Origin of the sequence: Pseudomonas sp. TWR1-1-4 (genome assembly GCF_049897165.1) — a bacterium.
Lineage (GTDB): Bacteria > Pseudomonadota > Gammaproteobacteria > Pseudomonadales > Pseudomonadaceae > Aquipseudomonas > Aquipseudomonas canadensis.
In genome coordinates, this window is record NZ_JAFCVS010000001.1 from 842,002 (window position 1) to 853,558 (window position 11,557).

The window sequence follows — 11,557 nt, forward strand, 5'->3', positions numbered from 1 at the left end:
GCCCAAAGGGCGGTAAAAATTTAAAGGAAGAAATCCATGCGGAAATAGATCGGCGCTTCACGTTCCGTGATCGGGTCCGGTCGTTCCAAAGAGTGTGCAAAGGTCACCGTGGCCGCGACGTTCTTGCCGCGTGCAAACAGTTCCAGGGAATTGCTGCTCATGCGCCCATGTTGCTCGGCGTTGTAGCGACCATGGCGGATCACGCCCTGGTCGTAGCCGAGGCTGGTGCCGTATTCGGCCAGCACGGGTTGCAGCCAGGCCCAGGTCACCGGGCGGCTCCAGCGCAGGTCGTTGCGCCAATAGCCGCCGCTGTCGCCGGAGAGCATCTGATCCTTATAACCACGAATCGATGACTGCCCGCCCAGGCTTATGCGCTGGGGGCTGAACAGCACGTCCTCACTGCGCTGGCCGGTCATCAGGCTGCTGAAGCTCAACGACTCGCCCCACAGCTTGAACGGGTACAGGTAGCTCACGGTTGCGGTGTATTTGCGGTAGCGCGCATCAGCCTGACCCGGCCGTGGGTTGTGATTAGCCTGGGCGTCGAAGGCGCCAATGCCGTCCTGCATGCCCAGGTCGATGTTTAGGAATGACTCGCCAATGCGCCGACCGTGGTTGATGCCGAACTGCGCTTCGCTGAGACGGTTGCTGCTCAGGGCCAGCTTGCTGTCTTCGATGAAATTATTGGTACGCAGGTAAGCCACGCCAGTGCTGAGGGAGGTTTTGCTCAGCGCATCACGGTGAATGACTCGCTCCAGGCGCAACTGGTGGCTCTGGCTGTCGCCCGACTGCTTGAAGTTGAAGTTGTTGGCCTGGGCCAGGGAGCGGTATTCGGACTCGCTGTAGCTGTAATTGAGGTTCCACCAGCCAAACGGCAGGTTGTAATTGAGCATCGAGTTACGCGAGGTTTTCTGGTGGTCGCTGACGGCATCATGACCGCCACGCAGGGAAAGCTGGTCGGCAAGGCCAAGCGGGTTATCCCAATCGAGACTGGCGCCCCATTGCTGCTCACCGGTGCTGCGCTGACCGCCGTTATGGCGTGACAGTCCAACGCGCCAGGGTTTTTGCGGGGTGTTTTTGACCAGTACATCGCTGCCGCCCACTTCTTTACCCGGCGCCAGTTCCATCTGCGCCTGATTCGACGGCAGGCGGTTCAACTGATCGACCATCTGCTCAATTTCGCGCAGGTTAAGCAATTCACCCGGTTTACCTGGAAAGCTCATCCCGAGTTGGCGGTCGGTGATGCCGCTGCCCTGCGCGCCCTTCAACTCTTCCAGCCGGCCTTCGACTACTTGGATCTTGAGCACGCCACTGGAGAGGTCCTGTTGGAGCAAGTAGGCACGACTGGTAACCAGCCCTTTGGCCAGGTAGCGGTCAGTGATGACCTTGAGCACCTCATTGAGTTGCGGCACGCCCAGGCACTGGCCAATGTAGGGCTGGATCAGCGCTTGGCGTTCGCGTTCAGAGAGCGCGTCGGCACCGGAAACTTCGAGGGTCTTGATGGGAAAGCAACGAGTGTCGACGGGGGCCGTTGGCGCAGTGGGCGCGACGGTTTTCCCTGGCAGGTCCTTGAGCTCTTCGAGACGACGCTGCTGCTCTTCGAGCAAACGGTCCTGACGGTCACGAATCAGATCGGTGATGCCCGGCGTGCTCTGCGGGGGGGCGGCTTGAGCCAATCCGGCTGCGCTCAGGCAAAAAAAAGCGGACAGCGGGCCGAGCCCGGTCCGGCGTAACAAACGCCACATCAATAGATCCCTCTATATGGCACAGAGCCATCAACGAGCGGCGATCATAGGGTGGCGATATAGTGGCGTCAATTAAATGTATGGATTTGTTTCAACATCGATACAGAGACGGCTGAATGCTGGCCGCGCTGTAGGTTTGATCACCCTGGAGAAATCCAAGGCAAAAAAAAGCCTGCATCTCTGCAGGCTTTTTTTATGTCGCTATCTGGCTCCACGACCTGGACTCGAACCAGGGACCCAGTGATTAACAGTCACTTGCTCTACCAACTGAGCTATCGCGGAATGCGCCGTATGTTACTGATTAAAAAGGATAAGTCAAGCACTCCCTTTCATTCGGTGTGATTAAACCGGATGACCGGTTGAATCGGCGTGTTCCTTTGCCAACTCCAGCCAGGCCAAAGCCGCCGGTGGCAGATGGGCGCTCGAGCGCCAGGCCAGGGCGATGTGCCAGTCGGTGTGGGGTTCATCCAACGGGATCAGGGCGATGCCAGCATGTTGATGTTTGTGCGCCAGCATGCGTGGCACGAAGGCTACACCCAGCCCGGCGGCGACCAGGTCGATGATGAAGTCGATCTGTCCGCTGCGTGCGGTCACCTTGGGAGTGACGCCTTTGCGCTCGCAGGCAGCGAGGATCTTGGCGTTGAGGGCAAAGCCGGCTTCGAAGAGGATGAACGGTGAATCGGCCAGGTCAGTGAAGTCGATGCGCTTGCGCTGGGCCAAAGGTTGGCTGATGGGCAGCACGGCCATCAGCGGCTCATTGCGCACAGGTTGGTAGTCGAAGTCTTCATCCACCGGCAGCAGCAGCGCCGCCAGGTCGACCTCCCCCGCTTCCAGGCATTCGCGCAACTTTTTGCTGCCGTACTCGGTGAGTTCGATGTCGATGTCCGGGTAGCGGCTGCGGTAGGTCGCAAACATCGTCGCAAACAGCACGCCGCAGCCCACCGGCGGCAGGCCGATACGCAGCACGCCACGCTTTAAACCGCGCAGGTCGTTGATCTCGGCCACCAAGTCGTTGCGCTCGGCAAGCAGCACCAAGGCGCGTCGGTAGGCGATTTCGCCGGCAGCGGTGAGTTCGTTACGGTGGCCCAGGCGGTTGAGCAACGGTGTGCCCAGTTCATCTTCCAACGTCTTGACCGTCTTGCTCACGGTGGATTGGGTCAGGCACACCACCTCGGCGGCCTGGGAGAAACCACCCTGGCGCACCACTTCGACAAAGGCACGCAATGTTCTCAGGTTCATCAGTATTCCTTCGGCGACTGACCACCAGCGATAAAAGTTGTTTTTATCATGCCAGAGAATTGCCTATCCTGACTTCACCTTGCCTTGTGGAGCCCTCCAATAATGATCATCTCGTCCGCCTCCGACTACCGCGCAGCCGCCAAGCGCAAGTTGCCGCGCTTCCTGTTCGACTACATCGACGGCGGCGCCTACGCCGAACACACGCTGCGTGCGAACAGTTCGGACCTGGCCGAGATCAGCCTGCGCCAACGCATCCTGCGCAATGTGGACAACCTGAGCCTGAAGACCACGCTGTTCGGCCAGGAGCTGGACATGCCGGTGATACTCAGCCCGGTGGGTCTCACCGGCATGTACGCGCGACGTGGCGAAGTGCAGGCGGCCAAGGCGGCGGCGAATAAGGGCATTCCGTTCTGCCTGTCGACGGTGTCGGTGTGCCCGATTGAAGAGGTGGCATCGCAGAGCGCGCAGGCGATCTGGTTCCAGCTGTATGTGCTCAAGGACCGTGGTTTCATGCGCAATGCGCTGGAGCGCGCGCAAGCCGCGGGCGTCACTACATTGGTGTTTACCGTGGATATGCCCACGCCCGGCGCGCGCTATCGCGATGCCCACTCGGGCATGTCCGGACCGTTCGCAGCACAGCGGCGCATGCTGCAAGCCGTCACCAAGCCGCAATGGGCCTTCGATGTAGGACTGATGGGCCGTCCCCATGACCTGGGCAACATCTCCAAATACCTGGGCAAACCCACACACCTGGAAGACTACATCGGCTGGCTGGCGAACAATTTCGACGCCTCCATCAGTTGGAAAGACCTGGAATGGATCCGCGAATTCTGGAAAGGCCCGATGATCATCAAAGGTATTCTCGACCCTCAGGACGCCAAGGACGCAGTGAGTTTCGGTGCCGATGGCATCGTGGTCTCCAACCATGGCGGTCGCCAGTTGGATGGCGTGCTGTCCACTGCCAAGGCCCTGCCTCCGATTGCCGATGCGGTGGGCGACGATCTCACGGTTTTGGTGGACTCCGGCATCCGCTCCGGGCTGGACGTGGTGCGCATGCTGGCCTTGGGTGCCAAGGCCTGCCTGCTGGGGCGTGCCACCGCCTACGCGCTGGCGGCCGACGGCCAGCACGGTGTGGAAAACCTGCTGGACATCTTCGCCAAGGAAATGCGCGTGGCCATGACCCTCACCGGCGTCACCTCCATCGCGCAGATCGACCGCTCTACCTTGGTCTAACCCTGCTGCTCGACGATCCCTCGCGCCTTGAGTTGGGCCAGTTGCTGCGCCGACAAGCCCAACCGTTCACCGAGGATATCGTCGGTGTGCTGCCCCAGCCTCGGCGCCGGACGCACATATTCCACGGGCGTGCCGGACATTTTGATCGGGCTGCCGACCATGGCAAAGTCCGGGTTCTGCGGGTGTGGGATGTTCACCATCAGGTTACGCGCGATCACCTGGGGTTCTTCCAGGGATTGCGCAATCGAGTTGATCGCCCCCACCGGCACCTTTGACGCATGGATGCACGCCACCCACTCATCGGCGCTGCGCCCCAGGAAGTGCGCCGAGAGCAACGCGACGATGTCTTCGCGATGGGCCACGCGGTCGGCATTGCGACAAAAGCGCGGGTCCTGCGGCAAGTGCGGCAGGCCGATGCTCTGGCACAGGGCGATGAACTGGCTGTCATTACCGCAGGCGATGATGAAGTCACGGTCGGCGGCGCGGAACACCTGGTAAGGCACGATGTTGGCGTGGGCATTGCCATAACGCTGCGGCACCTTGCCCGACGCGAGGTAGTTCATGCTCTGGTTGGCCAACGTGGCGACTTGTACGTCCAACAACGCCATATCGATGTATTGACCAACGCCGGTGCGCTCACGGCTGAGCAATGCAGCCTGGATCGCCACGGTGGAATACAGGCCGGTCATCAAGTCGGAAAACGCCACGCCAACTTTTTGCGGGCCGCCGCCCGGCAAATCATCACGCTCGCCAGTAATGCTCATCAAGCCACCGATGCCCTGGATGATGAAGTCGTAACCCGGCTCTTCGGCACGCGGGCCGGTCTGGCCGAAACCGGTGATGGAGCAATACACCAGGCGTGGATTGATCTCGGCCAGGGTCGCGTAATCCAGGCCATAACGGGCCAGGGAGCCGGCCTTATAGTTCTCGATCAGTACATCCGAGCTGGCCGCCAATGCGCGTACCAATTCCTGACCTTCGGGAGTGGCCATGTCGATGGCCACGGATAACTTGCCGCGATTGGTCGACTGATAATAAGAAGCTTCGCCGGACGATTCGCCGGTGTCGGTCTTCATCCAGGGCGGCCCCCAGGCACGGGTGTCGTCGCCGCTTTTCGGGCGTTCGATCTTGACCACTTCCGCGCCAAGGTCGGCCAACACTTGCCCACACCAGGGGCCGGCCAACACACGGCTTAAATCCAGTACCCGCAAACCTGTCAATGCACCCATTGTTCTTGTCCTGTGAGGTTGGGAAATCAGCCGGCTGTCGGCTCTTCATGGCGCAGGGAAACACCCAGCATCGCCCGCCGCCGTAACCAGGGGCTGGGGCGGTAACGTGGGTCGTGGGTGAGTTCGCTCATGCGCTGCAAAATCGTCAGGATCCGCCGAGGCCCAAGGGCATCGCCCCAAGCCAGCGGCCCCTTGGGATAACCGAGGCCCAGTTGCACGGCCTGGTCGATATCCTCGACGCTGGCGATGCGCTGCTGGGCAATGTCACAGGCCAGGTTGACCACCATCGCCAAGGTGCGCTGGACCACGAAGCCAACGCTGTCGCCAATCACCGTGACGCCCACACCGTCTGCTGCGAGCAAAGCGTGAGCCGCATCGCGCATGGCGGGCGAAGTCAGTGGGTTCTGCATCAAGGTGCGATGACGCGACAGGTCCGTCAGCAGGTCGATGCACAGGGTGCGCGCGGGGTCGGTGTCGAAGCGCACGCAGGCGCTGGTGGCGTCGCGGCCATACGGGGCCAGCAGGCATAACGCCTCAGGCGAAGGTTGCGCGGCGTGTTCCAGATGGGCGCCCAGGTTGATCACCAGGGCGCTCAAGCGCTCGTAGTCTTCACTGTTTTCCGTGGCGATCCAAACCGGCGGTTGCGGGTTTACAGTCGGTACGGGTTGAGGCTGAGGGCCATTGATGAGCTGGCCGTTTTCATACTGATAGAACCCATGCCCGGTCTTGCGTCCAAGGCGTCCAGCCACCAACATCTGCCGGGTCAGGGGCGACGGTTTGTAGCGGGGTTCCTGATAAAACTGGTTGTAGATCGACTCCATCACCGGGTGCGACACATCCAGGCCGGTGAGGTCCAGCAACTCCAGCGGCCCCATCCGGAACCCGGCGCCGTCGCGCAGGATGCGGTCGATATCACCGCGCTCGGCGATGCCCTCATCAAGCATCTTCAACGCTTCAGTACCATAGGCACGACCGGCGTGGTTGACGATGAAACCCGGCGTGTCCTTGGCGCGCACGCCGCGATGGCCGATACGTGCAGCCAGGGCCAACAGCGCGTCGCCAACCTTTTGCGCGGTGGCCAGGCCGTCGATCACCTCCACCACACGCATCAGCGGCACCGGGTTGAAGAAGTGCAGCCCGGCCACGCGCTCAGGGTGCTGGCAACCGGTGGCGATGGCCGTGACAGACAGCGAAGAGGTGTTGGTGGCGAGGATGCAGGTCGGGCTGACGATGCCTTCCAGCTGTTGCAGCAGGCCGCGCTTGGCGTCGAGGTTTTCCACGATGGCTTCGACGACCAGGTCGCAATCGCTCAGGTCATCAATCGCCTCGGCAACCCGCAGGTTGGCCAGCGCCGCCTCCATCGCGGCCTGGCTGAGCTTGCCCTTGCCCACCAACTTGGCAAAGGTGCCGCTGAGATTATCCCGCGCCGATTGCGCAGCGCCTTCACGGGCATCGAACAGATGCACCACCACACCGGCCTGGGCCGCGATTTGTGCGATACCGGCGCCCATGACGCCAGTGCCCACCAATCCCATCGTATTCAGGGTGTCGGTCATGCTTATTCCCCCCGGTAGTGCGGTGTGCGTTTCTCGAAGAACGCGGCGGCGCCCTCCTTCTGGTCCTTGGAATCGAACAGCAATTGGAAGGCCTTGCGCTCCAGTACCAAGGCGCTTTCCAGCGGCAGGTCGGCGCCGGCCAGCATCACTTCCTTGATCTGCTCCACCGCCAACGGCGGCAATGCGGCAATCTGCGCGGCCAGTTCCAGGGCGCGGGGCAGTGTCTGGTCGTCGCTGACCATTTCGCTGAGCATGCCCATCGCCAGCGCTTCTTTCGCGCTGACCATGCAACCCGTGAGCGCAATGCGCATAGCCTGGAACTTGCCCACCGCGCGGATCAGGCGTTGAGTGCCGCCCGCACCGGGCATCAAGCCGAGCTTCACTTCCGGCTGGGCAAATCGCGCCGACTCGCCCGCCACGATCAGGTCGCAATGCATCGCCAGCTCGCAGCCACCGCCCAGGGCAAAACCGTTGACAGCGGCAATCACCGGCTTGGGGCAACGACTGATGGCTTCCCACAGGTATTCAGTGTGGCGGCGGTACATATCGATCGCGCCCGCACTGGCGAACTCCTTGATATCCGCGCCGGCCACGAAGAACTGCTCGCCACCGGTCAGCACGATGGCGCGTACATCCTGGCGTCGGGACAGTGTGCGGAAGTGCTCGGCGAGAGCTTCACGCACCTGGGCATTGAGGGCGTTTTTCACTTCAGGGCGGTGGATACGCACCACGGCCACGCCATTGTCATGGATGTCGAGGGTCACCACGGGTGAGTTGGCGCTGGTCACATTCACTCCTGCTGCATTGTTCTTGTTAGTTGGATTGGCGCATGTTTCGCTGTGCGAAATAACATTCCGTATTTGATGATTAGCATAAGTACCGACCCCGCTGGTGTAAACGGAAAAACGCGGACAACGCTCAAACCATCGACTAACTCGCTGTTTTAAAGGCTTTTATCTCATCTTAAAATCAAGGCGCAAAAGATTGCTTAGTTTCGCAGTGCGGAATACTATTTTGTTTTGTTGATTTTATAAAAAAATGAGGATTACCATGCGCCGTCGAAACCCCGAGCCGGACAGCACAGAAGTTTCCGCTTTCGAGCATGTGTTGATCGACCCGATGAACAACGATGAGGAGGAAGACAAGGATCGCCAATTCGTCACCGCCCTGGCCCGTGGCCTGGAACTGTTGCGCTGTTTCACGCCAAGCGAAAGCGTGCTGGGCAACCAGGAACTGGCGCGCAAGACCGGCCTGCCGAAACCGACGATCACCCGCATGACCCACACCCTGACCCGCTTGGGTTACCTCAAGCACCTGCCGCAGTCAGGCCGGTATCAGTTGGATGTAGGCGTGATGGCCTTCGGTTACGCGATGTTGTCGAACCTGTCGATCCGCGCCGTGGCTCATCCGTTGATGGAGACCATGGCCAAGTACGCCCAGGCGGCCGTTGCGATGGCCACTCGGGACCGCCTCGACGCGGTGTACCTGGACGTGGTCCAAGGCGAAGCGAACATGACCATGCGCCGCCAGGTCGGCACACGGTTGCCGTTGCACTTGAGTTCAGCAGGCCGCGCCTGCCTGGCAGCAATGCCGGAAAACGAGCGGGAGTTCATTCTCGACCATATCCGCCAGCGCCATCTGGAGGACTGGCCGAGCATCCGCAAGGGGCTGGAACGCGCCTTCCGGGACTACACCGATTTCGGCTATTGCATGTCGATCGGTGAGTGGCACCGCGATGTCAACGCCATCGCCGTGCCGCTGCGACACGCACAACACGGCTTGCTGGCGTTCAACTGTGGCGGACCGAGTTTCCACCTCTCCCGGGAGAAACTCGAAGACGACATCGGCCCACGCCTCAAGCACATGGTGAACAACATCGAGGCCGCCACCCGCTAACTGGACCGGTGCATGGCCTCGGCAGATTGACGATAACAGGCCCGCCGAACGGGCCGCTGAGGAATGCACATGATCCGAGACGCACAAACGCTTCATATCCTGGTGGACGCCATTGCGCAGTTCGTCGACGAAGCGCTGATCCCACGGGAAAACGAAGTCGCCGAGACCGATGAAATCCCGGCGGACATCGTCAGCCAGTTCCAGGACATGGGCCTGTTCGGCCTGACCATCCCCGAAGCCTACGGCGGCCTCGGGCTGACCATGGAAGAAGAGGTGACCATCGCCTTTGAACTGGGGCGCACCTCACCGGCCTTCCGTTCCTACTTCGGCACCAACAATGGCATCGGCTCCATCGGCATCCTGCTGGATGGCACCGACGCACAGAAAGAGCACTACCTGCCGCTGTTGGCAAGCGGCGAGCTGCTCAGCTCGTTCTGCCTCACCGAGCCAGACTCGGGCTCCGACGCCGCCTCACTGAAAACCACCGCCGTGCGCGATGGCGACCACTATGTGATCAACGGCACCAAGCGCTTTATCACCAACGCGCCCCACGCCGGGATTTTCACCGTGATGGCGCGCACCGACCCGGCAATCCGTGGTTCGGCCGGTATCAGTGCGTTCATCATCGAACGTGACACACCCGGCCTGTCCCTGGGCAAACGCGACCACAAGATGGGCCAGCAAGGCGCCCACACCAGCGACGTGATTTTCGACAACGTACGCGTGCCGGCCGGCCAGTTGATCGGTGGCGTGGAAGGCGTGGGCTTCAAGACCGCGATGAAGGTCCTCGACAAAGGCCGCCTGCACATCGCCGCCGTCAGCGTGGGCGCTGCCGAGCGCATGTTGAACGACGCGCTGAACTACGCGATCGAGCGCAAGCAATTCGGCCAGCCGATTGCCGAGTTCCAGCTGATCCAGGCCATGCTCGCCGACAGCAAGGCCGAGATCTACGCCGCGCGTTGTATGGTGCTCGACGCCGCCCGCAAGCGCGACGAAGGCCAGGACATCGGCACCGAGGCGTCGTGTTCGAAGATGTTCGCCACCGAGATGTGCGGCCGCGTCGCTGACCGTTGCGTGCAGATCCATGGCGGTGCCGGCTATATCAGCGAGTACGCCATCGAACGTTTCTACCGGGATGTGCGCCTGTTCCGCCTGTATGAAGGCACCACGCAGATCCAGCAACTGGTGATTGCCCGCAACATGATTCGCGCGGCGCAACGCTAGGCCTCACCGCACCACCATACCCAATGCCCTAACAACTACAAGCAAGGTATCGCTATGGAAGTCGCCGCATCGGCGGGCGCGTTGTCGCCTGCAAAAAGCAAACTGTGGATCGTCGTTTTCATCTTCTGCTTCCTCGGCCTGTTGATCGATGGCGCGGACCTGATGTTGCTGTCCTACAGCCTCAGCAGCCTCAAGGCCGAGTTCGGCCTGACCAGCGTCGAAGCCGGCAGCCTGGGCAGCTTCACCCTGGCCGGCATGGCCATCGGGGGTATCTACGGGGGCTGGGCCTGTGACCGTTTCGGGCGGGTAAAAACCGTGGTGTGGAGCATCGTGCTGTTTTCCATGGGCACGGCGATCCTGGGCATGACCCACAGCTATTGGCAGTTTGCGGCCACCCGGTTTTTCGCCTCCCTCGGCCTGGGCGCGCTGTATGTGGCGTGCAACACGTTGATGGCCGAATACGTGCCGACCCGCTACCGCACCACCGTGCTCGGCACCCTCCAGGCGGGTTGGTCGGTGGGCTACATCGTTGCCACCCTACTGGCCGGTTGGATTCTCCCGGAGCACGGCTGGCGCTGGCTGTTCTACGTGGCCATCATCCCGGTGATCCTCGCCGTGCTGATGCAACGCTTGGTGCCGGAGCCTCAGGCCTGGTTGACCGCGCGCGCCGAACGGGCGAAAGACAAAGCCAACGGCAGCCAGGACGTCCTGAAGAAAAAGCCCGATGGCATGATCAAGCTGATCTTCAGCGACCCCAAGGCCAGCCGTATGTTCCTGCTCTGGGCCCTGACCGCAGGCTTCTTGCAATTCGGTTACTACGGCGTGAACAACTGGATGCCGTCGTACCTGGAAAGCGAGCTGGGGATGAACTTCAAGTCGATGACCAGCTACATGGTCGGCACTTATGCGGCGATGATCTTCGGCAAGATCCTCGCGGGCCTGGCGGCGGACCGTCTCGGTCGACGCGTGGTATTCGCGTTCGGCGCTCTGGGCACGGCGATCTTCCTGCCGGTGATCGTGCTGTTCCAAAGCCCCGAGAATATCCTGTGGATGCTGGTGGTGTTCGGCTTCCTGTACGGCATTCCCTATGGCGTGAACGCGACCTACATGACCGAAAGCTTTGAGGCCAAGTTTCGTGGTTCGGCGGTGGGTGGAGCGTACAACATCGGCCGTATCGGCGCGGCGGTGGCGCCGGCAGCCATCGGCTTCCTGGCGTCCCATGGCTCCATCGGCATGGGCTTTTTGGTGATGGGCGGCGCGTACTTTATCTGCGGTGTCATACCGGCGTTGTTTATTCGCGATAAACAGTTCGATCCGCAGAAACAGTAAGGCCACCGCTTAGTTGCCAATTAACTGGCGTCATCATCCAGCGACTGCTTTTAGCGATAAAAGCAGTCGATTGATTTATATGACTTTTAATTAGTTATAAGCGATTTGG

Annotated in this window: 9 protein-coding genes and 1 tRNA gene; 4 read left to right on the plus strand and 6 right to left on the minus strand. The window is 61.0% G+C overall.

Features of this window, described 5'->3' with window-relative positions; translation table 11 throughout:
- Positions 1 to 20 precede the first annotated feature (20 nt).
- The 3 genes from ACP7C6_RS03970 to ACP7C6_RS03980 form a co-directional block, all read right to left on the minus strand.
- Entirely contained in the window at positions 21 to 1,742 is a 1,722-nt protein-coding gene (locus ACP7C6_RS03970) for a ShlB/FhaC/HecB family hemolysin secretion/activation protein (protein ID WP_426108291.1), read from the minus strand.
- Positions 1,743 to 1,948: 206 nt separating this feature from the next.
- A tRNA-Asn gene (locus tag ACP7C6_RS03975) sits at positions 1,949 to 2,024 on the minus strand.
- A gap of 60 nt (positions 2,025 to 2,084) precedes the next feature.
- Positions 2,085 to 2,981 carry a LysR family transcriptional regulator gene (locus ACP7C6_RS03980; protein ID WP_426108292.1) on the minus strand — a complete coding sequence of 299 codons (897 nt, stop codon included), beginning with the start codon at positions 2,979 to 2,981 and terminating at the stop codon, positions 2,085 to 2,087.
- A gap of 102 nt (positions 2,982 to 3,083) precedes the next feature.
- Here ACP7C6_RS03980 and lldD point away from each other — a divergent pair, with 102 nt between their 5' ends.
- Positions 3,084 to 4,214 carry an FMN-dependent L-lactate dehydrogenase LldD gene (gene lldD, locus ACP7C6_RS03985; protein ID WP_010208917.1) on the plus strand — a complete coding sequence of 377 codons (1,131 nt, stop codon included), beginning with the start codon at positions 3,084 to 3,086 and terminating at the stop codon, positions 4,212 to 4,214.
- Here the strand turns inward: lldD and ACP7C6_RS03990 are convergent.
- From ACP7C6_RS03990 to ACP7C6_RS04000, 3 genes are read right to left on the minus strand one after another with little or no spacing between them, the layout of a single operon-like run.
- On the minus strand, positions 4,211 to 5,443 hold the full coding sequence (locus tag ACP7C6_RS03990; RefSeq protein ID WP_338576341.1) for a CaiB/BaiF CoA transferase family protein: 1,233 nt from the start codon (positions 5,441 to 5,443) through the stop codon (positions 4,211 to 4,213). The genes lldD and ACP7C6_RS03990 overlap by 4 nt on opposite strands.
- A gap of 26 nt (positions 5,444 to 5,469) precedes the next feature.
- Positions 5,470 to 6,999 carry a 3-hydroxyacyl-CoA dehydrogenase gene (locus ACP7C6_RS03995; protein ID WP_426108293.1) on the minus strand — a complete coding sequence of 510 codons (1,530 nt, stop codon included), beginning with the start codon at positions 6,997 to 6,999 and terminating at the stop codon, positions 5,470 to 5,472.
- 2 nt (positions 7,000 to 7,001) lie between these two features.
- Positions 7,002 to 7,787 carry an enoyl-CoA hydratase gene (locus ACP7C6_RS04000; protein ID WP_305382041.1) on the minus strand — a complete coding sequence of 262 codons (786 nt, stop codon included), beginning with the start codon at positions 7,785 to 7,787 and terminating at the stop codon, positions 7,002 to 7,004.
- 262 nt (positions 7,788 to 8,049) lie between these two features.
- On the opposite strand from ACP7C6_RS04000, the gene ACP7C6_RS04005 reads away from it, so the two are divergent.
- From ACP7C6_RS04005 to ACP7C6_RS04015, 3 genes are all read left to right on the plus strand, one after another.
- Complete coding sequence (locus ACP7C6_RS04005; protein ID WP_122555173.1) at positions 8,050 to 8,895, plus strand: IclR family transcriptional regulator; 846 nt, start codon at positions 8,050 to 8,052, stop codon at positions 8,893 to 8,895.
- A 69-nt stretch (positions 8,896 to 8,964) separates the two neighbouring features.
- The gene (locus ACP7C6_RS04010) at positions 8,965 to 10,119 is read left to right on the plus strand and encodes an acyl-CoA dehydrogenase family protein (RefSeq protein WP_426108294.1); all 1,155 of its coding nucleotides are present in this window, start codon (positions 8,965 to 8,967) and stop codon (positions 10,117 to 10,119) included.
- 54 nt (positions 10,120 to 10,173) lie between these two features.
- Positions 10,174 to 11,448: an MFS transporter gene (locus tag ACP7C6_RS04015; protein WP_426108295.1), complete on the plus strand. Its 1,275-nt coding sequence runs from the start codon at positions 10,174 to 10,176 to the stop codon at positions 11,446 to 11,448.
- The last annotated feature ends 109 nt before the right edge of the window (positions 11,449 to 11,557 follow it).